Annotated in this window: 25 protein-coding genes and 1 tRNA gene; 14 read left to right on the plus strand and 12 right to left on the minus strand. The window is 74.3% G+C overall.

Translation table 11 applies throughout. The features are described from left to right. The first annotated feature begins 26 nt into the window (after positions 1-26). The gene (locus tag AB0D29_RS11340; RefSeq protein ID WP_362853393.1) at positions 27-986 is read left to right on the plus strand and encodes a LysR family transcriptional regulator; all 960 of its coding nucleotides are present in this window, start codon (positions 27-29) and stop codon (positions 984-986) included. A gap of 34 nt (positions 987-1,020) precedes the next feature. On the opposite strand, the gene AB0D29_RS11345 is transcribed toward AB0D29_RS11340, so the two are convergent. The 4 genes from AB0D29_RS11345 to AB0D29_RS11360 all read right to left on the minus strand — a co-directional run bounded on the left by AB0D29_RS11345 (position 1,021) and on the right by AB0D29_RS11360 (position 3,156). Next, complete coding sequence (locus tag AB0D29_RS11345; RefSeq protein WP_362853394.1) at positions 1,021-1,851, minus strand: class I SAM-dependent methyltransferase; 831 nt, start codon at positions 1,849-1,851, stop codon at positions 1,021-1,023. 109 nt (positions 1,852-1,960) lie between these two features. After that, on the minus strand, positions 1,961-2,221 hold the full coding sequence (locus AB0D29_RS11350; protein ID WP_362853396.1) for a hypothetical protein: 261 nt from the start codon (positions 2,219-2,221) through the stop codon (positions 1,961-1,963). Then, positions 2,208-2,492, minus strand: a complete 285-nt coding sequence (locus AB0D29_RS11355; protein ID WP_362853397.1) for a DUF6400 family protein — start codon at positions 2,490-2,492, stop codon at positions 2,208-2,210. Before AB0D29_RS11355 ends, AB0D29_RS11350 begins: the two co-directional genes overlap by 14 nt. An 88-nt stretch (positions 2,493-2,580) precedes the next feature. Continuing rightward, positions 2,581-3,156 (minus strand): GNAT family N-acetyltransferase, encoded by a 576-nt coding sequence (locus AB0D29_RS11360; protein WP_362853398.1) that lies wholly within the window; start codon positions 3,154-3,156, stop codon positions 2,581-2,583. Positions 3,157-3,304: 148 nt separating this feature from the next. Here AB0D29_RS11360 and AB0D29_RS11365 point away from each other — a divergent pair, with 148 nt between their 5' ends. From AB0D29_RS11365 to AB0D29_RS11410, 10 genes are read left to right on the plus strand one after another with little or no spacing between them, the layout of a single operon-like run. Beyond that, on the plus strand, positions 3,305-4,585 hold the full coding sequence (locus AB0D29_RS11365) for an ATP-grasp domain-containing protein (protein ID WP_362853399.1): 1,281 nt from the start codon (positions 3,305-3,307) through the stop codon (positions 4,583-4,585). Then, entirely contained in the window at positions 4,582-5,427 is an 846-nt protein-coding gene (locus tag AB0D29_RS11370; RefSeq protein ID WP_362853401.1) for a DUF364 domain-containing protein, read from the plus strand. Before AB0D29_RS11365 ends, AB0D29_RS11370 begins: the two co-directional genes overlap by 4 nt. After that, entirely contained in the window at positions 5,424-6,512 is a 1,089-nt protein-coding gene (locus tag AB0D29_RS11375) for a pyridoxal-phosphate dependent enzyme (protein ID WP_362853402.1), read from the plus strand. Before AB0D29_RS11370 ends, AB0D29_RS11375 begins: the two co-directional genes overlap by 4 nt. After that, positions 6,509-7,564: an enolase C-terminal domain-like protein gene (locus tag AB0D29_RS11380; RefSeq protein WP_362853403.1), complete on the plus strand. Its 1,056-nt coding sequence runs from the start codon at positions 6,509-6,511 to the stop codon at positions 7,562-7,564. Before AB0D29_RS11375 ends, AB0D29_RS11380 begins: the two co-directional genes overlap by 4 nt. Further along, positions 7,561-8,862: an MFS transporter gene (locus AB0D29_RS11385; protein WP_362853405.1), complete on the plus strand. Its 1,302-nt coding sequence runs from the start codon at positions 7,561-7,563 to the stop codon at positions 8,860-8,862. Before AB0D29_RS11380 ends, AB0D29_RS11385 begins: the two co-directional genes overlap by 4 nt. Beyond that, positions 8,859-9,683 carry a class I SAM-dependent methyltransferase gene (locus AB0D29_RS11390; RefSeq protein WP_362853407.1) on the plus strand — a complete coding sequence of 275 codons (825 nt, stop codon included), beginning with the start codon at positions 8,859-8,861 and terminating at the stop codon, positions 9,681-9,683. The genes AB0D29_RS11385 and AB0D29_RS11390 overlap by 4 nt, the downstream gene beginning before the upstream one ends. Next, entirely contained in the window at positions 9,680-11,248 is a 1,569-nt protein-coding gene (locus tag AB0D29_RS11395) for an ABC transporter substrate-binding protein (RefSeq protein ID WP_362853408.1), read from the plus strand. The genes AB0D29_RS11390 and AB0D29_RS11395 overlap by 4 nt, the downstream gene beginning before the upstream one ends. After that, entirely contained in the window at positions 11,245-12,192 is a 948-nt protein-coding gene (locus AB0D29_RS11400) for an ABC transporter permease (protein ID WP_362853410.1), read from the plus strand. The genes AB0D29_RS11395 and AB0D29_RS11400 overlap by 4 nt, the downstream gene beginning before the upstream one ends. After that, on the plus strand, positions 12,189-13,019 hold the full coding sequence (locus AB0D29_RS11405; RefSeq protein ID WP_362853411.1) for an ABC transporter permease subunit: 831 nt from the start codon (positions 12,189-12,191) through the stop codon (positions 13,017-13,019). Before AB0D29_RS11400 ends, AB0D29_RS11405 begins: the two co-directional genes overlap by 4 nt. Continuing rightward, entirely contained in the window at positions 13,016-14,458 is a 1,443-nt protein-coding gene (locus AB0D29_RS11410) for an ATP-binding cassette domain-containing protein (protein ID WP_362853413.1), read from the plus strand. The genes AB0D29_RS11405 and AB0D29_RS11410 overlap by 4 nt, the downstream gene beginning before the upstream one ends. A 14-nt stretch (positions 14,459-14,472) precedes the next feature. On the opposite strand, the gene AB0D29_RS11415 is transcribed toward AB0D29_RS11410, so the two are convergent. From AB0D29_RS11415 to AB0D29_RS11435, 5 genes are all read right to left on the minus strand, one after another. After that, positions 14,473-14,727: an antitoxin MazE7 gene (locus AB0D29_RS11415; protein WP_362853415.1), complete on the minus strand. Its 255-nt coding sequence runs from the start codon at positions 14,725-14,727 to the stop codon at positions 14,473-14,475. A 79-nt stretch (positions 14,728-14,806) separates the two neighbouring features. Then, positions 14,807-16,078, minus strand: coding sequence for a mannosyltransferase family protein (locus AB0D29_RS11420; RefSeq protein ID WP_362853416.1), 1,272 nt, complete (start codon positions 16,076-16,078; stop codon positions 14,807-14,809). Between the two features lie 98 nt (positions 16,079-16,176). Then, on the minus strand, positions 16,177-16,602 hold the full coding sequence (locus AB0D29_RS11425) for a hypothetical protein (RefSeq protein ID WP_362853418.1): 426 nt from the start codon (positions 16,600-16,602) through the stop codon (positions 16,177-16,179). Further along, positions 16,595-17,092, minus strand: coding sequence for a SigE family RNA polymerase sigma factor (locus AB0D29_RS11430; protein ID WP_362853419.1), 498 nt, complete (start codon positions 17,090-17,092; stop codon positions 16,595-16,597). Before AB0D29_RS11430 ends, AB0D29_RS11425 begins: the two co-directional genes overlap by 8 nt. 219 nt (positions 17,093-17,311) lie before the next feature. After that, positions 17,312-17,385, minus strand: a tRNA-Met gene (locus AB0D29_RS11435). A gap of 289 nt (positions 17,386-17,674) precedes the next feature. Here AB0D29_RS11435 and AB0D29_RS11440 point away from each other — a divergent pair. Continuing rightward, positions 17,675-17,878, plus strand: a complete 204-nt coding sequence (locus AB0D29_RS11440; RefSeq protein WP_030384970.1) for a cold-shock protein — start codon at positions 17,675-17,677, stop codon at positions 17,876-17,878. Positions 17,879-18,009: 131 nt separating this feature from the next. After that, the gene (locus AB0D29_RS11445; RefSeq protein WP_362853421.1) at positions 18,010-19,152 is read left to right on the plus strand and encodes a serine hydrolase domain-containing protein; all 1,143 of its coding nucleotides are present in this window, start codon (positions 18,010-18,012) and stop codon (positions 19,150-19,152) included. Positions 19,153-19,167: 15 nt separating this feature from the next. Here the strand turns inward: AB0D29_RS11445 and AB0D29_RS11450 are convergent, their stop codons facing one another. After that, on the minus strand, positions 19,168-20,439 hold the full coding sequence (locus tag AB0D29_RS11450; RefSeq protein ID WP_362853423.1) for an MFS transporter: 1,272 nt from the start codon (positions 20,437-20,439) through the stop codon (positions 19,168-19,170). Positions 20,440-20,489: 50 nt separating this feature from the next. Between AB0D29_RS11450 and AB0D29_RS11455 the strand changes: the two genes are divergently transcribed. Further along, a complete protein-coding gene (locus AB0D29_RS11455; RefSeq protein ID WP_362853425.1) occupies positions 20,490-20,882 on the plus strand; it encodes a MerR family transcriptional regulator in 393 nt (130 codons plus the stop codon). A gap of 9 nt (positions 20,883-20,891) precedes the next feature. Here the strand turns inward: AB0D29_RS11455 and AB0D29_RS11460 are convergent, their stop codons facing one another. Together AB0D29_RS11460 and AB0D29_RS11465 are read right to left on the minus strand one after the other, a co-directional pair. Then, positions 20,892-21,545 (minus strand): response regulator transcription factor, encoded by a 654-nt coding sequence (locus AB0D29_RS11460; protein WP_362853613.1) that lies wholly within the window; start codon positions 21,543-21,545, stop codon positions 20,892-20,894. A gap of 36 nt (positions 21,546-21,581) precedes the next feature. Continuing rightward, the gene (locus tag AB0D29_RS11465) at positions 21,582-22,265 is read right to left on the minus strand and encodes a TetR/AcrR family transcriptional regulator (protein WP_362853426.1); all 684 of its coding nucleotides are present in this window, start codon (positions 22,263-22,265) and stop codon (positions 21,582-21,584) included.

Raw genomic sequence — 22,265 nt, forward strand, 5'->3', positions numbered from 1 at the left:
GACGGCCGGCTGCGTACGCTGCCCGGATGCAGCTGGAGTTGAGGCATCTGCAAGCCGTCTGCCGGATAGCGGAGGCGGGCAGCCTGGGGGGCGCGGCGCGGCGGCTCGGTGTCTCCCAGCCCGCTCTCTCCGCGCAGCTGCGGCGCATCGAGCAGGTCACCGGCGGTGAGCTGTTCGTGCGCGGCCGGGGCGGGGTGGAACCCACCGCGCTGGGGCAGTTCGTGCTGGCCAGGGCGCGGCGCGTGCTCAGCGAGATGGACGCCCTGGGGGCGGACGCGCGCGCCCTGTCCGCCGGCGGCCCGCTGCGCCTGGGCTGCATCCTGCTCGTGCTGCTCGACGGCCTGCTCGCCCAGACCGACCTGTCCATGTCCGGCCGGGAGATCGCCGTGGACCTGGAGGACTCGGTGACCGCGCTGGCCCGGATGCTCGGCGCCGGGCGCTACGACGCCATCGTCTACGGGGAGGTCAACGACCACGAGGTGCCGCTGCCGGAAGGGACCCTGGCCAGGACGCTGATCCCGAAGGAGCCCTTCTGCATCCGGCTGTCGGCGAAGCACCCCCTGGCGGGTCTCGACCGCGTCGACCTGGCGGATCTCGCGGACGAGCCGTGGCTGACCCTGGTCGAGGACGACGACGGCGGTCCCGAGGCCCTGGTGGCCGCCTGCGCGAAGGCCGGATTCAGTCCGTCACTGCGCTACCGGATCACCGACCGCAAGATGCAGCACGACCTGATCGCCGCGGGCCGCGCCGTCTCGCTCTGCCAGCCGACGGCGCCGCCGGGGGAGGGCACGGTCATGCGCCCGCTCGTCGGCACCCCCATCACGGGCCGCATCCGGCTGGCCTGGAACCGCTCGGCGCTCTCGGCCGGGCAGGCGGAACTGCTCTACCGGGCCGCGGCCCGCGCCTACCTGGCCAATGTGGACAACAACCCCTTCCACAAGGAGTGGTGGGACGCCCACCCGGAGGTGCACCCGGCCGTCGACTGACCGGGGTGGGACACCGGGCGGGCCAGGGCGCCGATCAGCCCCGGCGGTGGGCGGTCAGCAGGAGGTACTCCCACTCCATGACCCCGTCCACGGTGTGCTCGGCGGCGAGGGCGTCGAGCGCGGCGTCCAGGGCGGCGACCCGGTCCGGGTCGTCGGCGACGGCGCGGTAGACGGCGATCGTCGGCCCGTAGCAGGCCTTGAAGAACTCCCGGAAGGCCGAGGGCTGCGTGAACCGGTCCACGCGCACCGTCTCGCGGCGGGCGTCGACGTCGGTCACCGCGTCGCCCAGCAGCTCGTGGACGTGCTCCTCGTCCCCCCACAGGGGCGGGGGCTGGGCGCCGGGCGGCGGCGGGGGAGCGAAGGGCTTCATCGTGGCGAACATCCGGCCGACGAAGCCCTGCGGGGTCCAGTTGGCCAGCCCGATCGTGCCGCCGGAGCGGCAGACGCGCAGCATCTCCTCGGCGGCGGGCCGGTGGTGCGGGGCGAACATGACGCCGACGCACGACATCACGATGTCGAACTCCCCGTCCGCGAAGGGCAGGGCCTCGGCGTCGGCCTCCCGCCACTCCAGGCGGGCACCGCGTACGGCGGCCAGCTGCGCCCCGATCTCCAGCAGCTCGGGGGTGAGGTCGGAGGCCACCACGTCGGCCCCGGCCAGGGCCGCCGGTATGGCCGCGTTGCCGGAGCCCGCCGCGACGTCGAGGACCCGGTCGCCCTGGCGGACGCCGCACTCCCGCACGAGCCGGGCCCCGAGCTCAGGGATGACGTGGGAGACCACGGAGGGGTAGTCGCCCTGCGCCCACATCGCGCGGTGCCGGGCCTTCAGGGTGCGGTCCGCCTGGACCGCTTCGCTCGCCTCGGTCATGACAGCCGTCCTCCAGGGCTCGGAGCAGCCCCTTCTTCGAGGATAGGCACGTCCCCCGGGCCCGGCCCGTCGACCGCCGCGGGGCGGGTCAGAGGTGGGTCAGAGCGGGTCAGGGGTGGGACGGGCCGCCGGTGAGACGGCTCCACAGGGTGGAGCGGGTGGCGCCGAAGCCGCTCTCGTGCACCCAGACGTGGGTGCAGCCCGGGCACTGCAGGTGGAGCAGGCTGCCCGTGTTGGAGAGCAGGTAGCGCCAGTGCGCGGAGCACGCGCCGCGCTTGCCGCACGGTTCGCACCCACGGGTGTCGTCGCAGTTCGGGCAGGCCACCCAGGCCCGGCGGCCGATGTCGGCCTGCGGGTCAAGCGGCAGCACGGCCGTGTCCTCGATCGGGGAGCACGCCGGCCGCGACCAGGTCGTCGTACACGCGCTGCTGCTCGGCGTCGAGTCCCGAGTAGAGCAGGTCGTACGCCGCCTCCTCGCCGCGCAGCACCTCGATCGGGTCCCAGTCGGGGCCGAGGGCCTCCATCACCTGGGCCCGCCGGAGGACCTCCTGGGAGGTGAGGTCGACGGTGAAGCCGACCAGCTCGGGCGCGGCGGACGCGTCGTCCGGGCCGGTGGGGGGAGTGGGGTGCTGGGGGCTCATGATTCGAACTTAGGTAACCCTTCCTTGATCGGTCAAGGGAGGGTGGGCGGAGTCACAGCACGGCCCGCGGTCGGGGAGGAGCCCGGAGTCACGGCAGCGCCCAGGGAGCCGGGATCTCGAAGTGGACCGTCCCGAATCCGCCGTGCTCGCCGGTCGTGCGGGCGTCCCAGACCTCGGTGGCCAGACTGCGCCAGAACCGCTCCGCGCCGGGGATGTCGACGTTCGTGTGCAGGTAGACGCGCTCGTAGCCCGGCACACCGGCCACGAACGCGCACGCCTGGCGCACCATGGCCCGGGCCAGCCCGTGCCGGCGGTGGGCGGGGCGCACGTAGACCCGCAGGAGCTGGGCGGTGCTGCCCGAGGGGTAGCGCTCGACGAGCCGGCGCGGATGCGGCGGGTGGGCGGGGCCGCGGGAGTGCACGGCGCACGTGCCCACCACCTCGCCGTCCCGTACGGCCACGACGAGGGCGTGGCGCGGGTGGTCGAGGTAGGTGCCGAGGATGTCGACGACGTCGGAGTGCCACGCGGGCACGTACCCGTACGCGAACTCCCGGTAGAAGGTGTCGAGCATGACGCTGCGCGCCCCGCGGACGTCCTGCGGCCCGGCGTGCCGTACCTCGTACGCCCCCACGCGCACGTGCTGATGCTGTCTCAGTTCTTCCATGCCTCCACACCGTACCGGAAAATCGACGTATTGGAAATGAAAACGATTTCCGATAACGTCTGCCGGGTTCGGTGCGGGCGCCTCCTGCCGGGTGCACCGTGCCACCCGCACGCCCCAGTGCCGTCATGCCCGTCTGAGAGGAACTCCTGTGGGACATCTGCTGGTTGTCGAAAGCTGGGTCGGATCGATGAGCAGGCTCCTGCCCAGGGCGATCGGTGAAGGCGGACACACGTTCAGCTTCCTCACCCGGGACCTGCACCACTACCTGCGCGCCGCGCCGGCCGACGGCCCGCACCCCCTGCTCGGCGCGCGCAACATCGTCACGGCCGACACCAACGACAGGGACACGCTGCTGCCACTCGTCGAGCGGCTGCACGAGGTCCTCGCCTTCGACGGGGTGGTCTCCTCCTGCGACTACTACCTGCCCGCCGTCGCGCGGACCGCCGAACGCCTCGGCCTGCCCGGCCCCACCCCCGAAGCCGTCGGGAACGCCTGCCGCAAGGACCGCACCCGCCAGGTCCTGGCCGCGGCCGGGGTGCCCGGGCCGCGCTTCGCCGTCCGCCCGGACACCGCCGGGGCACTGGAAGCCGCCCGCGACATCGGCTACCCGCTGGTCGTCAAACCCGTCGACCTGTGCGCCGGAATGCTGGTCCGACGGGTGAACGACGCACACGAACTGGAGCGGGCCTGCCGGGCGCTGGCCGAATTCCCCGTCAACGCCCGCGGCCAGCGGCGCGCCCCCGTACTCCTCCTCGAAGAACTCCTCACCGGCCCCGAGATCAGCGTCGAGACCGTCACCCACGGCGGCGCCACCCACGTCGTCGGCATCACCGACAAGAGCATCGGCGGCGCGCCCGCCTTCGTCGAGACCGGCCACATGTTCCCGGCCGGCCTCGCCCCACACCTGGTCAAGGAGGCCGCCGAGAGCGCCGTACGAGCCGTGGCGGCGCTCGGCCTGGACCACGTCGTCTGCCACACGGAACTCAAACTGACCCCCGCCGGTCCGCGCCTGATCGAGGTCAACCCCCGCCCGGCCGGCAACCGCATCACCGAACTCGTCCGCCACGTCACGGGCGTCGACCTGGCGGCCGCCTGCGTGGACCTCGCGCTCGGCCGCGAACCCGACCTCACCGTCCGCCCCACCGGGGTGCGCAGCGCCGCCATCGCCTTCCTGCTGCCCGACGGCGCCGGCACCCTCACCGGCATCGACGGCGCCGAACAGGTACGCGCCCGGCCCGAGGTGCTGGAGCTCACCCTGGCCGAACCGGGCCGCGCAGTACTGCCCGCCACCAGCAACAACGAGTACCTCGGCCACGTCATGACCGCCGACACCGAAGGCAGCGGAGCCCGGGCGGCCGCCGAACACCTGCTGGCCGGCCTGCGCCCCTCCTACGCCTGTCCCGAGCTGCCCGCGGCGGTGACCGCGTGACCGTGCCCGTTTCCACCACCGCCCTACGCCCACCCGCCGCACGGACCGTCGACGAGCTCCTCGCGCACGTGCGCGCCGGGGCCCACGGGCCCGACCCCGCCGGGCAGCGCGTCGCGCTCGCCTTCACCACCACCCAGGCCGTACGCCACGAAGGACGCTCCGGCGGCTACCGCAACGAGGTGCTCAGCCTCCGGCTGGCCGAGGCAGTCGGCTCCTGCGCCGTGGAGCCCGGGGCCCTGCCCCCGGCCGCGCTCGAAGACTGCGCCGGCGCCACCGTCGCCGAGCTGCTCGACCATCCGCTGGCCCCCGTACGGATCGCCGCCCTGGACGCCTACCTGATGCACGTACGCCCCCACACCCCCGACCACGGCGCCCGCCCCTACCCGATCCCGGCCGGCAGCTCACTGCACCGCTCCCGGGCCCGCGCCCGCGCCGTCGTCGACCTGCTCCCCGCGCGCGGACCGGAGCGGGTCCTGGTCGTCGGCGTCGTCAACTCCCTGCTGGAACGGCTGCGCGAGCGCGGCACCGCCTACGCGCCCTGCGACCTCAAGGGCGGCACCACCGAATGGGGCGAGCCCGTCCTCACCGACGCCCTCGCCGAACTGGACCGCTGCGACGCCGTCCTCGCCTCCGGCATGACCCTCGGCAACGGCACCTTCCAGCCGCTGCTCGACCACGCCGCCGCGACCGGCAAACCCCTCGTCATGTTCGCCCAAACCGGCAGCGCCGTCCTGCCCCGCTTCCTGGGCGCCGGGGTGAGCGCCGTCTCGGCCGAGCCCTACCCCTTCTTCTGGCTCGACGGCGGCCCCGGCGTCGTCCACCGCTACGGGGGCGCCCGGTGACCGTCGCACCGATCCTGACCCGCCCGGCGGCCCACACCGCCAACCCCGACCTCCTGCCCCTGCTCGGCGGCACCCCGCTCGCCCGGATCCGGGCCGACCTGCCGCACCGCCACCCCGGCTTCTGGGCGAAGCTCGAATGCCTCGGCGCCGGCGGGATGAAGGCCCGAGCCGCCGTCTCCATGCTGACCGGCGCCCGCGCCCGCGGCGAACTGCTGCCCGGCGCCCCCGTCGTGGAATCCACCTCCGGCACCCTCGGCATCGGCCTCGCCTTCGCCGGTCAGGCCCTCGGCCACCCCGTGGTCCTCGTCGGCGACACCGAACTCGAACCGTCCATGCGCCAGTTGCTGCGCACCTACGGAGCCCGGCTCGAGCTCGTCGACCGCCCGGCGCCGGAAGGCGGCTGGCAGGCCGCCCGCATCGCCCGGCTGCGCGAGGTCCTGCGCCGGACGCCCGGGGCCTACTGGCCCGACCAGTACAACAACCCCGACAGCGCCGCCGGTTACCTCACCCTCGCCGCCGAGCTGACCGCCCAGCTCGACCACCTCGACGTCCTGGTGTGCAGCGTCGGCACCGGCGGTCACAGCGCCGGCCTGGCCGGCCCGCTGCGCCGCCGCTGGCCCCGGCTCAAGGTCATCGGCGTGGACTCCGTCGGCTCGGCCATCTTCGGACAGCCCGCCCGGTCCCGGCTGATGCGCGGGCTCGGCAGCAGCATCCACCCGGCCAACGTGGCCTACGAGGCCTTCGACGAGGTGCACTGGGTGGGGCCCGCCGAGGCGGTCGACGCCTGCCGCCGGCTCGCCCGCTCCGCCTTCGTCAGCGGCGGCTGGAGCACCGGGGCCGTCGCCCTCGTCGCCGCCTGGGCGGCCCGTACCCAGCCGGGCGCGGTCGTCGCGACCGTGTTCCCGGACGGACCGCACCGCTACCTCGGCACCGTCTACGACGACGACTTCTGCCACGCCCACGGCCTGGACACCTGCGCCCTCGCAGTCCGCCCCCTTCAGATCGCGCACCCCCACGCGGCCGAGGCCGCCGGCTGGGCCCGCTGCGCCACCGTGCTCGCCCCCGCCCGAGGGGGCGCCGCGTGAAGCTCACCCGGCACACCGCCGACCTCCGCCTCGCGGAACCCCTGCGCATCTCCCGCTCCGTGATGACCCGCCGCGACGCCGTGTGGACATCCGTCGAACACGGCGGACTGCGCGGCTGGGGCGAGGCCGTCAGCAGCGACTACCTCGGCCTGCCCACCGCCCGGATCCACCGGCACCTGGAGTCCGTGCGCGCCGCCACCGAACGCTTCCCCGACCCTGAGACCGCCTGGGCGGAGACCGGCGCCGGACACCCGGCCTGGCAGGGCCTGCCGCCCGGGGTACTGGCCGCGATCGAGGCCGCCGTACTCGACCTGGTGGGCAAGCGGGCCGGCGAGCCCGCCCACCGCCTGCTGGGCACGCCCGCGGCCCCGTCCGCCGCGACCACCCGTACGATCGGCATCACCGCGCCCGGGGCGGCCACCGCACAGGCGGCCCGGCTCGCCACGAGCGGCTTCACCGCCCTCAAGGTCAAGGCCGGCTCACCCGACCCGGCCGAGGACCTCGCGCGCGTGGCCGCCGTACGCACCGGGGCCCCCGGCGCGAGCCTGCTGCTCGACCCCAACGGGGCGTGGACCGAACGCCAGGCCCTCGACCTGCTCCCGCGCTTCGCCGAACTCGGCGTCACCGCCGTGGAACAGCCGATCGCGCCCGGCAGCCCCGACGCGCTCGCCCGGGTGGCCCGGGAATCCCCGGTCCCGGTCATCGCCGACGAGGACGCCGTCTCCTACGAGGACGCCCTCGCCCTGGCCGGACGGGTCCACGGGGTCAACGTCAAACTCGCCAAGTGCGGCGGGGTCCGGGCCGCCCTGCGCATCCAAGAGGCCCTGCGCGGCACCGGCACCGAGCTGATGCTCGGCTGCCTCACCGCCAGCTCCCTCGGCATCGCGCCCGCCGTGCACCTCGCCGACCGGGCCCGCTGGATCGACCTCGACGGGCACCTGCTGCTCGCAGAGGACCCGTGGACCGGCATCGGCGGAACCGACGGCACCGTACGCGCCGCGGACCGGGCGGGACTCGGCGTCAGACGCGCCGGCGGGGAGACCGGCCGATGAGGACCCTCACCGCCGTCCGCGGTTTCCCGCTCGCCGTGCGCCTGCTCCTGGTCAACCAACTCGGTGTCAACACCGGCTTCTACCTGCTCGTCCCCTACCTCGCCACCCACCTCTCCGAGGACCTCGGCCTCTCGGCGGCCGTCGTCGGCGTGGTCCTGGGCCTGCGCACCCTCAGCCAGCAGGGCCTGTTCCTGGTCGGCGGCTCGGCCGCCGACCGGCTCGGCGCCCGCGGGGTGATCATCGCCGGCTGCGCCCTGCGGACGCTCGGGTTCGCCCTGTTCGCCCTCGGCGACGCGCTGCCGCTGCTGCTCACCGCCGCGATGCTCAGTGGGCTCGCGGGCGCCCTGTTCAACCCCGCCGTACGGACGTACGTCGCCCAGGAGGCGGGCGAGCGCAAGGCCGAGGCCTTCGCACTGTTCAACGTCTTCGCCACCGCAGGGGCGCTGCTCGGCCCGCTGCTGGGGACCCTGCTGCTCCTCGTGGACTTCCGGGCGGCCGCCGTCACCGCGGCCGCGGTCTTCGCCGTGCTCACCCTCGCGCAGCTGCTGGTGCTGCCCGCCCGGCGGATCCCGGCCCCGGACACCGGACTGCTCGGCGACTGGCGGGAGGCGGCGGGCAGCCGCGGTTTCCTCGCGTTCTCGGTCGCCATGACCGGCATGTACGGGCTGCAGAACCAGCTCTACCTGCTCCTGCCCCACGCCGCCGTGCGGGCCTCCGGCCGGGACGGCTCGATCGGCCTGCTGTTCCTCGCCGGCACCCTCGCCCATCTCTTCCTCCAGCTGCGCATCACCCGCCGGCTGCAGTCCGCGGGCAGCCGCGGCCGCTGGATCGCCACGGGCCTGGCCGTCATGGGACTGGGCTTCGTCCCGCCCCTGCTCGTCGCCGGCGCCCCGGCCCCGCACCCGGCGGACCTGCTCGCCGTCCTGGCCGGGGCCCTGCTCCTGCACGTCGGCGTGATGATCGCCCAGCCGTTCGTGATGGAGCTGATACCGGCCTTCGGCCGGGAGGGTCTCACCGGCACCTACTACGGCCTCTTCTACGCGGTGTCCGGCACCGCGGCCGCGATCGGCAGCGCGGGGGTCGGCTGGGCGATGGACACCGCCGGCCGCTCCGGTGCCGCCTGGCTGCCCTTCGCCTGCTGCCTCGCCCTCGGCCTGGCCTGCGCGGCGGCGGTCACACGGCTCGACCGAAGACAGGGCCTGCCCGCCGCCCCCGCCCCCGCCCCCGCGTCCGGACCCGACCCGGACCCCGGCCCCCGCCACCGCGACGGCACCCGCCCGAGAAGCGAGCAACGATGAGCACCGGCAACCTCCTCACCGACCGTCCCGACCTGTACGAAGAGCGCTTCCCCGACCCGCGGCGCCTGGCCGCCCGCTGGGCCGAGGACGTGCTCGCGCGCCACGGCGCCGGCCCCCGCGTCCTCGACGTCGGCTGCGGCACCGGCCGCGACGCCGCCTGGCTGCACCACGAGGCCGGCCGCCGGGTCACCGGCATCGACACCTCCGACGCCATGCTGGCCCACGCCCGTACCCGTCACCCCGGTCCCGCCTACCACCGCGCCGACATGCGCGAGTTCGACCTCGGAGCCCGCTTCGACGCCGTGGTCTGCCTGGACAGCGCGCTGCTCTACTGCCACACCAACGAGGACCTCACCGCCTTCCTCGCCCGCTGCCGCACCCACCTCGCCCCCGCCGGGCTGCTCGTCGCCGAGATGCGCAACGGAGCCTTCTTCCTCGGCAACACCGAACTGCTCGACGGCCCGCGCACCGCCGGCTTCACCCGGCACGGGACCACGTACACCTCGCACACCACCCTCCACATCGACCACGCCGCCCAGCTCCTGCGGCGCCGCCGGGAATGGACCGCCGACGACGGCTCACCCCCGGCCGTCCAGCACTCCGCCTGGCGCCTGCTCTTCCCCCAGGAGCTCCGCCACTTCCTGACCACCGCCGGCTTCGAGCCCCTGGACCTCTACGACCGGCCCGGCCCCCGCACCGAACCGGCCTGGAACGAAGGGGACACCCCGCTCACCACGGTGAGCGGCGACCGCCTGCACCTCGTGGCCCGCGTGCAGCACCCACACCACCCTCACCACAGCAACGGAGACAGCCCGTCATGAACGACCGCCCCACCGGCCCCGCCCGAAGAAGCCTCCTCGTCGCCGGCAGCGCGGCCACCCTCGCCCTCGCCGCCGGCTGCGGGACCGGTCCCGGCACCCCCACCGGCGCGAAGAACGCCGCCGACACCGCTCCCAAGCCCGGCGGACGGCTGCGCGCCGCCTTCGCGGGCGGCGGCGCGGGCGAGACCCTCGACCCGCACGCGGCCAACCTGTTCGTCGACGCGGCCCGCGCCAAGGCCCTCTTCGACAAGCTCGCCGACTTCGGAGCCGACCTCGCCCCCGTGCCCCGCCTCGCCGCACGCTGGGAACCCAACGAGACCCTCGACACCTGGCGGATCACCCTGCGCCGGGCCGCCTTCCACGACGGCCGGCCCGTCACGGCCGAGGACGTGCTCTACAGCTACCGCCGCATCGCCGATCCCAAGGGCACCTTCCGCGCCAAGGCCTCGCTGGAACCCGTCGACCTCTCCGCGAGCCGCGCCGTGGACGCCACCACCGTCGAGTTCAGGCTCAAGCGTCCCTACGCCGAATTCCCCAACACCCTCGCGGCCTTCGGCGCCTACATCGTGCCCGAGGGCACCACCGCCTTCGACCGGCCCGTCGGCTCCGGCCCCTTCACCTTCGTCTCCTTCAAGCCCGGCGCCGGCCTCCTCGTCCGGCGCAACCCCGACTACTGGGAGGGCGCCCCCCACCTGGAAGAACTCGAATTCGTCATTGCGGGCGAAGAGTCCGCCCGGGTCAACGCCCTCCTCGGCGGCCAGGTCGAGTACGCCCACGAACTGAACCCGGCCACCGCCCGCGCCCACGAGGGCAAGGGCCGCATCGACGTCGTACGGCTGCCCGGCAGCGCCATGCAGGGCTTCGTCATGAAGACCGACCGGGCACCCTTCGACGACAAGCGGGTCCGCCAGGCCTTCTTCCTCATCGCCGACCGCAGGGAACTCGTCGACGGCGCGCTCTCCGGCGCCGGGGAGATCGGCAACGACCTCTTCGGAAAAGGCTGCCAGTACTACGCGGCCGGCCTGCCGCAGCGCGTCCAGGACCTCGAACGCGCCCGCGCCCTGCTCAAGGAGGCCGGCGCCGAAGGGCTCCAGGTCACCCTCGACACCGCGCCCGCCGCCACCGGATTCATCGAAGCCGCCGCCATCTTCAAGGAGCAGGCGGCCAAGGCCGGGGTCACCGTCGAGGTCAAGGTCGGCAACAAGGAGACGTACTGGAAGGACATCCTCAACTCCGGAACCCTCGCCTCCTACCGGTCCGGCGCCATGCCCATCGAATCCCACGTCTCCCAGCGGCTGCTCACCGCCTCCACCACCAACGCCACCAAGTGGCAGCACGAGGACTTCGACGACCTCTACCAGCAGGCCCAGTCCACCCCCGACGAGAAGGAGCGCACCGCCCTGTACGAACGGATGCAGCGCCGGCTCCACGCTGAAGGAGGCTTCCTGATCTGGGGCTTCGCCGACTGGATCGTCGCCACCTCGCCCAAGGTCCGCGGCGTGTCCAAGGCCGCCCCCGCCAACACCCTCGACTGGGCCCGCTTCGACCGGCTCTGGCTCGCGTGACGGGCCGCCTCCCCTGGATCGGCCGCCGTCTGCTCCTCGGCCTGGGGCAGACGGCGGCCGTCGTCCTGCTGGTCTTCGCCCTCACCGAGGCGCTGCCCGGCGACGCGGCCGTCGCGCTCGCCGGCGACCAGCCCGACCCCGAACGCATCGCCCGCATCCGCGCGACCATGCGGCTGGACCGGCCCGCCGCCGAACGGCTCCAGGAGTGGGTCACCGGCATGCTCCACGGCGACCTCGGCACCTCCCTGGTCACCGGACGGCCCGTCAGCGGCCAGCTCGCGGACGGCCTCGGCCCCACCCTGCTGCTCGCCGCCGCCACGCTCACCGTGCTGGTCCCGCTCTCGGTCGGCCTCGGAGTCCTCGCCGCCCGGCGGGAGGGAGGCCTCGTGGACCGGGCCGTCAGCGCCCTGACCCTGGCCGTCCACGCCGTACCGGAATTCGCCCTCGGCGTGCTGCTGGCCGCCCTGTTCGCCCTGCACCTGGGCTGGCTCCCGGCCACCGCCGTCGCCGCCGACCCCCTCGTGCGGCCCGAGGTCCTCGTCCTGCCCGTCCTCGTCCTGACGGCCCGGCCCGTGTGCACGCTCAGCCGTCTGGTGCGCGCCGGGATGATCGAGGCGATGGCCTCGCCGTACGTGGCCCAGGCCCGCCGCTGCGGACTGTCCGGCTCCCGCATCCGCTGGGCGCACGCCCTGCCCAACGCCCTGGCACCCGCCACCCAACAGCTCGCGCGCACCTGCGACTGGCTGCTGAGCGGGGTGATCGTCGTGGAGGCGCTGTTCGTCGTGCCCGGCCTCGGCACCGTCCTCATCGAGGCCGTCGCCGCCCGCGACGTACCCGTCGTCCAGGGCATGGCGGTCGTCTTCGGCATCGTCACCGTCCTCGTCAACCTCGGCGCCGACCTCGTCGCCCGCCGCTTCGCCCCCCGCTCGGAGGTGGCCGCGTGACGACCCGCTCCCCGGCGCGCTACGCCCTCGGCGCCGCGCTCGTCGCCGCACCGCTGCTGCTCGCCCTGCTGGGACCCCTGGCCGCCGGCCCCGCCGGACCCCGGTCCGTCTCCTTCGCCACGGGCCAGGACCACTGGCTCGGAACCGACTTCAGCGGCCGCGACGTCTGGCACCAGATCCTGCTCGGCGGCAGGTCCGTGGTCCTCGTGGCGCTCGGCGCGACCCTGCTCGCGTACCTGCTCGCCCTGCCGCTCGGCCTCGCCGCCGCGCTCACCCGCCGGACGTGGCTGGAGGAGGTACTGATGAGACCGCTGGACGTGCTGGTCGCCGTACCCTCGCTGCTCCTGGTCCTGCTCGTCGCGGCCACCTTCACCCCCGGCCCCGCCGGACTGACGGCCCTGGTCGCACTGGCCGCCGTACCCGACGCGGCCCGGGTCGTCCACGCGGCGGCGGTCGAAGTGTGCGCCCGGCCGGCCGTCGAGGCGCTGCGCATGCAGGGCGAGTCCTGGTGGCGCACGGCCCTCGGCTACGTGGCCCGCTCCCTGCGGCGCACCCTCGCCGCGGACGCCGGGATCCGGCTGACCGGGGCCCTCTACCTGGTGGCCACGGCCGCGTTCCTCGGCGTCGGCGTGGCACCCGACGCCGCCGACTGGGCGGTGATGGTCGACCGCAACCGGACCGGCCTGTTCCTCCAGCCCTGGGCCGTGGTGGTGCCCGCCCTGCTCATCGCCGCGCTGTCGATGGGCGCCAACCTGCTGTGTGACGCGGCGCTGCACGCGGGAGCTCCCCGCCCGCCGGGGCGCCGCCGGAAGGGAGTACGGACATGACCGCCGTGGCAGAAGTACGGGGCCTGCGCGTCGAGATCGGCGGCCGGGCCGTCGTCGACGGGGTGAGCCTGACCGCCCGGGCCGGCCGGGTCACCGCCGTCATCGGCCCCTCCGGCAGCGGCAAGACCACCACCGGCCTCGCGCTCCTCGGCGAGTACCCGCCCGGCGCCCGCGTCGAGGGCGCCGTACGGACGGAACGGGCCGGCGCGGTGGGCTACGTACCCCAGCACCCCGGCGCCGTACTCAACCCCGCCCGGCGCGTCGGCGCCCTGCTGGGCGACGTCGCCGCCCGCCGGGGAGGCGGCCGCCGCGAGATCCGCCGGCGGGTGCTCGAAGCCCTGGAGCTGGCCCGGATCCCCGACCCCGCGGGGACGCTGCGCCGCTTCCCGCACCAGCTCTCGGGAGGACAGCAGCAGCGCGTGGTGCTGGCGCAGGCGCTGCTCCTGGGGGCCGGGGTGATCGTCGCCGACGAACCGACCACCGGACAGGACGCGCTCACCAAACAGGCCGTCGTCGCCGAGCTGGCCGCCCTCGCCGGCCGGGGCATCGCCGTCGTCCTGCTCAGCCACGACATGGACGTGGTGCGCCGGCTGGCCGACGACGTCGTCGTGATGCGCGCGGGCCGGGTCGTGGAGCGCGGACCGGTGCACGCCGTGCTCGGCGACCCGCCGCCCGAGGTGCCCGCCACCCCGCTCGTGCCGCGCCCGGCCGGGCCCGTCGTCCTGGAGGTACGCGCCCTGACCGCCGGGCACCGCACCGCGCGCGGGGCCGTCGACGTGCTGCACGAGGTCGCGCTCTCGGTCCGGTCGGGCGAGTGCCTCGCGCTGGTCGGCCGCTCGGGCAGCGGCAAGACCACCCTGGGGCGGTGCCTCGCGGGGCTGCACGCCGGACACCGGGGCCGGATCCTGCTCGACGGCGAACCGCTGCCGAGGAGCCTGCGCGCGCGCAGCCGGACGCAACTGGCCGCCGTGCAGTACGTGTTCCAGGACGCGAAGGCCGCCTTCGACGAACACCGGCCGGTCCTCGACCAGGTGGCCCGTACGGCCGTCCGGCTGCGCGGGGCCGACGTGCGGGGCGCACGCGCGGAAGCCGGCCGGACGATGGAGGCCCTCGGCCTGGGCGCGGGACCGGCCGGCCGCCGCCCGGGGGAGCTCTCCGGCGGGGAACTCCAACGCGCCGCGCTGGCCAGGGCCCTGCTCGCACGCCCGCGGGTGCTCGTCTGCGACGAGATCACCTCCGGGCTCGACCCCGCCACCCGTGCGGCCGTGCTCGACCTGCTCGCCGGGCTGCGCGAACACCAGGACCTCGCCCTGGTGTTCATCACCCATGACCTCGTGGCCGCGGCCGCGCTGGCCGACCGTACCGCCGTCCTGGAGGCGGGGCGCCTCGCCCGAACGGGCGGGCCGGAAGGCGCCGCGGGACCCGGTCTCCGTGGCTGACGGCCCTTGTGGGGCTACGGCCGGTTGCGGGGGTCGGACGGGCGGCGGGCCGCGAGGCCGCCGAAGTCACGGGCGAACCCCTCGCGAAAACCGGGCCGTTCGAGCGCCTTCTCGAAGGCGAGCGCGGCGCGGGCGAGCGCGGCCGCGTTCTCCTGGGCGGCGGTGAGTTCGGCGAGGTACGCCCGCAGGCTCAGTCCGCGGTCCGCGGCGAGCACGGCGAGCCGGTCGTGCACATCGGTGTCGACCTCGACTGTGGTGGTGTCGGCCATGCACCGAGTATGCGCGCCCGCGGACCGGGCGGGGGGCCGTTCGCCGCAGGGCACGGGGACGAGAGGGTCGACCGCGTCCTCAGCCGGCCCAGCGGCCGGTGAGGAAGGTCAGGGCGACGGTGGCGCCGAGCGGGCCGACGACGTACAGGTAGGCGGACTTCACCCGTGGCCGGCGCAGGCTCCAGGCGGCCAGGGCGGTCCACAGCGGCCACCACAGCAGTGTGGAACGGGGGATCGAGGTGTACCAGTAGGAGGTGCCCAGGGCCCACAGGGTGAGGGCCATGTACAGCGCCTCGGGCCAGCGGCGGCCCCGTACCAGCACGGCGATCAGGACGACACCGACCACCATGGCCAGGAGTTCGGCCTGCCACATCAGCGCGTATCCGGTGGGCTGGGTGTGGTGGAAGGCGGCCTCCCAGGTGTTGCTCCAGGCTTCCCACGGTGCGTGGAAGTCCCGGTACCAGCCGCGTTCCTGAGCGTGCTTCCAGGCCATCCAGTCCCCGGTGTGCGTCTGCAGGTACCAGGAGTACGACGCCGGTGCGAGGGCGGGCAGCAACAGCCAGGGCGCCGCGCGCCAGGCCGAGCGGCCCCGGGCGGTCAGTACGAAGTGCAGGACGAGCGCGGCCACCAGGAACAGCCCCGTGACGCGCACCGAACAGGCCAGGCAGGCCAGGACCGCGGCCGTCGGCCAGTGCTGCCGCTGAGCCGCCAGCCAGGCGGGCAGGGCCAGGGCGAGGAAGAGCGCCTCGGTGTAGCCGGCGGCGAGGAACACGGCGCACGGCGACATCAGGAGGAAGAGGACCGTACGCCGGCCCGCGTCCTGGACGGGCAGCCGCAGGCGGGCGATGCGGGCGAGCGCCAGGACGGCGACGCCGCCCGCGAGGAACGAGATCAGCGCTCCCGCCGCGGCCCAGTCGGGGACGACGGTGTGGACGGCGCGCAGGGTGAGGGGGAAGCCGGGGAAGAAGGCCTCACGGTTGTCCCAGCCGGCCGTCCAGGGCCCGGCGTGGTCGGGGAAGTAGCCGTCCCTGGCTATGTGCATGAAGTGCGTCCAGTCCCACTGCTGCCAGGGCGCGAGCGGAGAGGCGGGCCGGCGGGCGTCGCCGTCGGCGGGGAACAGCCAGCCGACGACCCCCGCGACGGTCCAGATGCCGACGCGGGTCAGCAGGTAGAGCCACAGCACCTCGCGGTCGTCCGGGCCGAGACGGCGCAGCGTCCGGCGACGGCGCCGCGCGTGGCCGGTGTGTCCGGTGCGGTCGGTGCCGCCCGTGCGGTCCTCGTCGGGGACGCGCGGCCCGGTGGTGCGCGCGTCGGCGACCGCGGCCGGCCGATGCGGGGCGGAAACGGACATACGGGATCTCCTGACCCTGTGAGGGCATGCGGAACCACCGGCCTGGGTTTCAAGGCCGGGGTCCTCGGGCGGTGATGGGGGAGTGGCGCGGGTGGGGGTTACCCGGGCTGCCGCGAGGAAGTCGCGGACGCGCCCGGGTACGTCGTCCCGGTGGGAGTGCCGGGCGGCGCCGTCGTATGGCGGGGCGGGGTCGGGCTGGAGGTCGGCGTGGAGGACGGAAGGGTCGTCGGTGTGGCGGACGACGAGGTGGACGGCGTGGGGGTCGGCCCGGAGGAGGGGGCCAGGGGAGAGGGGGTGCTCGCCGGGAGGACCGGGCCCGGGCTGTCCGGCAGGAACGCGGCGACGGCCGCGCCGGATCCGGCGAGGACGAGGCAACAGGCGACGGCGAGGCCGGCGATCCGGCGCCGCCGGGCCCGTTCCCCGCGCAGCTCGATGACGGCGACGGGCGGGAGCGCGGAGCGGGACGCGCCCTCGCAGGCGGCTTCCCGGAACAGGGACCGCAACGGGTCGTGGGACTCAGGCATCGGGAGCCTCCTCAATGCGGGGATCCTGCAGATGGCAGGAGAGCGCGGCCCGGCCCCGGGACAGATGGGTCTTGACCGTGCTCGCGGACAGGGAGGTCTCGGCGGCGATCTGCTCGACGGTCAGATCGCACAGGTAGTGCAGCGCCATCGTCCGGCGCTGCTTCGGGGGCAGCTGCCGCAGTGCCTCCACGAGGGCGACCGCCTCCGGACCGGGCCCCTCCACGTGGGACGCGGGGGCCGTGCGCCGCCAGGCGTCGGCGGTCCGCCGCCGTCCCCGCCAGCGGCTGACCGCGAGCCGCCAGGCGACCGTACGGATCCAGGCTTCCGGCCTGCCGTCCCGGTCCAGTTGGCGTCGCCGCCCCCAGCCCCTGACGAAGGCCTCCTGCACCACGTCCTGCGCCTCGTGATGGTCACCGAGCATCACGTACAGCTGTCCTGTGAGCCGTCCCGCCGCTTGCGCGTAGAACTCCTCGAACTCCTCGACGGTCAAAAAATCGCTCCCGAATCCATGTGCACCTCTCAGGGGGCATACGCCTGCCGTCCCGCATCCGGTTGACACCGGATGACAGATCGTCGTGTGAGTGGCGTCACATGGTCGTCGGCCCGGTTCCCGGCGGGCGGGCCGCCCCCGGCCCGCGCCCCCGCCCGGGACCGTACGGGGGAAATGACGCGAGGCCCGGATCCGTCAGGATCCGGGCCTCGTGAGCAGTAGCGGGGACAGGATTTGAACCTGCGACCTCTGGGTTATGAGCCCAGCGAGCTACCGAGCTGCTCCACCCCGCGTCGGTAGACCTCACCCTACGGCATTCCGGGGGTCCCACTCGCCACATTTCGGGACGGCCGGGCCCGTACGGTCCGCGCACCGGCCGAATCCCGTCGTTAAGGCGAGATCATTCCCCCTGGTGACCGTGCGTGCAGGCGTGTACCTTCACGGGTAGCTGTCGTGGTTCCAAGTGCCTTGCCCGTGCCTTTCGGTGTGGGCAGTTTTGCTGTGTTGTGCCGTAGGACCAGGGCGATCACCTCCGCCTTCCACGCCGTGTGGAAGGCGTTACGTCAACGGGAAGGCATGAACATGGCTACGGGAACCGTGAAGTGGTTCAACTCTGAGAAGGGCTTCGGCTTCATCGCCCAGGACGGTGGCGGCCCGGACGTCTTCGCCCACTACTCGGCGATCAACGCGTCCGGCTACCGTGAGCTCCAGGAGGGCCAGGCCGTGACGTTCGACATCACGCAGGGCCAGAAGGGCCCGCAGGCGGAGAACATCACCCCCGCCTAGTCTCGGACCGCCGGAGAACCGTTTCGTCGCCGAGGTCGTCACTGATGTGATCACCGACGTGCCGAAACGTCCGACATGCGACACCAGGGCCGTGCGGCGACTGCCGCACGGCCCTGGTGCATGATGCACGGGTGAATCGCAGGGTGAGCGCGGACGTCCAGGCGCGGGTCGCCGGGATGCTCGAAGAGCTGGTGGAGTCCGGCCGGGAGAGCGGCCTCCAGGTGGCGGCCTACCTCGACGGCGAGCCGATCGTCGACGCACACGCGGGCTGGGCCGACCACCCCGGTGGCCGCCGGCTCGGATCCGACACGCTGATCCACAGCTTCTCGACGGGCAAGGGCTTCACCGCGACCCTGGTGCACGTGCTCGCCGAGCGCGGGCTGATCGCGTACGACACCCCCATCGCCCACTACTGGCCCGAGTTCGGGGCGCACGGCAAGGAGCGGGCCACCGTACGCCACGCCCTGACGCACACCATCGGCGTGCCGCAGCTCCCCGCCGCCCTCACGCCCGAGGAGCTGTGCGACTGGGACACCATGTGCGCGGTCGTCGCGGCACAGGAGCCGATGTGGGAGCCGGGCTCCGCGAGCGGGTACCACGGCTGGACCTTCGGCTGGATCCTGGGCGAGACCGTGCGCCGGATCACCGGGCTCACCCCCGCCGAGGCCCTGCGCACCTACGTGACCGAGCCGCTGGGCGTGGCCGACGAGCTCTTCTTCGGCCTGCCCGAGAGCGAACTCGTCCGTACGGCGCCGCTCGTGGAGGGCAACTGGGCGGCCTGGCTGGAGAGCCTTCCGCCCTCCGCGCCGTTCCGCCGGTACGTGGTCCCGAACCGCGCCGTGTGGACCGTCGCCGAGCTCGCCAACCGCCGGGCGTACCTGCTCGCCGACCTGCCCGCGTGCGGCACCACGACCGCGCGGGCCGCCGCCCGGCTGTACGCCGCGCTGTCGGGCGAGGTCGACGGCGTACGGCTGATGTCCCCGGAACGAACGGCACTGGCCGCCGGCGTGGCCGTCGAGGGCAAGGACCTGATGCTCCTCGGCAGGTACGCCAAGGGGCTCGGCTACTTCCTCGGCCTGCCCGCGATGGCCGGCGACCGCAGGGCCTTCGGACACCACGGCAGCGGCGGCAGCATCGCCTTCGCCGACCGCGGGCGGGGCCTCGCCTTCTGCCTCACCCGGACCCGCCTCGTGGCCGGCGCGGAGGACACCGCGGCCCGGGTGCTGGCCGACGCGATCAGATCCGCCGTCGTCACCCCGCCGAGCGGGTCCTGACGGGTCCGGACCGGCTCAGGCGAGGCGGGACGCTGCCCGCCGAGCGGTCCGGGCCCGCATCACGGCGGCGACGAGGGCGAGTACGACGGTCGCGACCCCCGACGCCGCCAGCACCCCCCGGGGCCCCATCAGCGCGATGAGGGGTCCGCCGAGCGCGGTGCCCACCGGCCCGGCGGTGAGGAGGGCGGCGCTGCGGGCGGCCAGGACCGTGGTCAGCCAGGCGGCCGGCGTGCGGTCCTGGAACAGGGTGTAGGACAGCGCCGTGAACGGTCCGTAGATCAACCCGCCGAGCGTGAAGCAGGCGAGCGTGACGGCCGCGGGCGCGCCGAGGCCGAAGGGCACCAGAGCCAGCCCCCAGCCGGCGACGATGGTCAGGGTGACCGGCCAGAGCGGGAACCTGCGCAGGGCCCCCGCCGCCAGGCCGCCCAGCACGGCGCCCGCCCCGAACAGCGCCCAGTACAGCCCGAGGAGACCCGCCCCCGCGTGCAGGTCGTCGGTGACGTGCAGGGGCAGCGCGACCTCCGCCGGCCCGTAGAGGAAGTTGAAGAACCAGGTCAGGGCGAGGACACCGAGGAGTTCGGGCTGCTTGCGCAACAAGTGCAGGCCCGCGGCCGACCGGTCGGCGTCGACGGGTGCGGCCGCCTGGTCGGCCTGCCCGGTCTCGCCGGACGGCACCCGCACCCGGCCCACCTGGACGGCGAGCACGGCGAAGGACAGCGCGTCGAGACCGATCAGCCAGGCCGGGCTGACCGCCGCCGCGAGGAAGCCGGCGAGGGCGGGGCCGATGACGATCGAGGCCGAGGTGCTGGAACTCACCAGCGCGTTGGCGGCCAGCCGGTGCTCCGCCGGCAGCAGCCCGGCGAGCAGCGAGTACTTCCCCGCGTTGCCCCAGGCGTGCAGGACGGACGAGCCCGCGAGCAGGGCCACGTACAGCGCGGGGTGCAGCGCGTCCAAGACCCAGGCCAGCGGCACGCACCCGAGGAGCACCGCACGGATCCGGCTGTCGGCCGCCAGCAGCCGTGCGGCGGGCAGGCGCCGCAGCCACCGCCCGAACAGCAGCGCACCGGCTGCCCCGGGGAGGGCGTACGCGGCGAGCGCGGCTCCCAGGAGCATCCCGGACCGTCCCGGAGGCGCGATCTCGATGGCCAGCCAGGCCACCGCCACCACGCTCATCCCGTCACCGAGATCGGAAGCCGCCAGAGCGGGCAGGAGCCGCCGGAACCCGGCATGGGCGAAGAGCGGCCGGTAGGCCTGCGGCAGCAGGCGAGTTGTCTGTGGAGCAGTCACCCGGTCAGACTCCTGGTTCAAGCGCACTTGAGGTCAAGGGGGAATGGCAGGTGCGAAAGCTCGGTATCGGGGAGCTCGCCCGGCAGGTCGGGATGAGACCGTCGGGCCTGCGCTACTACGAGAGCGTCGGTCTGCTGCCGTCCGCCGAACGGGCCGCGGGCCGGCGCGTCTATCCGGCCGGCACCGTACGGCGGATCGCGCTGATCAAGATGGCCCAGCGGGCCGGGTTCACCCTGGCCGAGATCCGCGCCCTGCTGGACACCGACACCGACCGCGGCGCGACCCGGCAGTGGCGCGCGCTCGCCGAGAGCAAACTCCCCGAACTGGACCGGTTCATCCGGCAGACCCAGCTCCTGCGCGACGCGGTCGCCGACTGCCTCGCCTGCGGCTGCATGAACTTCGACAAGTGCCAGCTCCTCTCGGAGTCCGGGCCCGGCTCCTGAGCCGGTGAACTAGTGGCGGGGGCGTGCGGCCAGGCCCGCCTCGTGGGCGGCGATCGCCGCCTCCACCCGGTTCCGTACGCCGAGTTTGCCGAGGATCACGCTGACGTGGGCCTTCACCGTGCCCTCGACCAGATGCAGGCGCGCGGCGATCTCGGCGTTGGACAGCCCGGTGCCGAGCAGGGCCAGGACCTCGTTCTCCCGTTCCGTCAGCCGGTCCAGGGCGGCCCGCGGCGGCGCTCCGCCCGCCATCCGCCCGGTGCGCAGCCCCGCGATGACCCGGGCCGCGACCTTCGGCGAGAGGTACGCGCCGCCCGCGGCCACCGCGTGCACGCCCGTCAGCAACTCCCGCGGGTCGTCGGCCTTGAGCAGGAAGCCGCTCGCCCCCTCGCGCAGGGCCCGGCCGATGAACTCGTCCTCGCCGAAGGTGGTCAGCATGATCACCGCCGTGCCGGGCAGCTCGTCGTGGATCCGGGCCGCGGCCGAGATCCCGTCGAGCCGGGGCATCTGGATGTCGAGCAGGGCCACCGCCGGCCGGAGCCTGCGCACGGCGTCGACGGCCTCGTGCCCGTCGGCCGCCTCGGCGACGACCTCGATCCCCGGATCCCTCGCCAGGATCGCGCGTACGCCCGCCCGGACCATCGCCTCGTCGTCTGCCACCAGCACCTGGACCACCGGCGCAGTCTACTGGGCTTGTCGGCGTCAGGACGTGTGGGTCTTGAGGCCGTCGAGGACGAGACCGAGGCCGAAGTCGAGGGCGGGCCTGACGTCGCCGTCGTCTTCCACGGCGTCCGAGGCCATCAGGGACGCGAGGGTGGGGAACTGGTCGGGCTGGACGACCTGGGCGAGGAGGTTCCCGTAGTCGGGGCCGGACGGGACGATCTCGGTGGCGATCCGGGCCAGGTCGCGGACGGCGCTGGAGATGAACATGGCGGTGGCGACCAGGTTCTCGGCGGCGAGGCCGGACCGGGCCAGGGGCCGCAGAAGAGCCTCGAACCAGGCCAGTTCGTTCGGACCGGTCGGGGCCCCGGTGGTGGCCACGCGCAGCATCCAGGGGTGGGCGAGGTAGAAGTCCCAGGCCGCATCGGCCCAGTTCAGGATTTCGGTGCGCCACTCCTTCCCCGACTCGGCCGGAGGGCCGCCCTGTGCGCGGTCGGCCATCAGGGCGACCAGCTGGTCCTTCCCGGGGACGTGCCGGTACAGGGCCATCGCGGTGTAGCCGAGTTCGCCGGCGACCCGTTGCATCGAGACCGCGCCCAGGCCCTCGGCGTCGGCCAGCGCGATGGCGGCCTCGACGATGCCGTCGACGCTGAGAGAGGACCGAGCGCTGTCCTTCGTCTCCCAGAGGAGCCGGAAGGTAGCCGCCGCGCTCTTGTCCGCTGACAC

Source organism: Streptomyces sp. NPDC048424 (genome assembly GCF_040651555.1).
Lineage (GTDB): Bacteria > Actinomycetota > Actinomycetes > Streptomycetales > Streptomycetaceae > Streptomyces.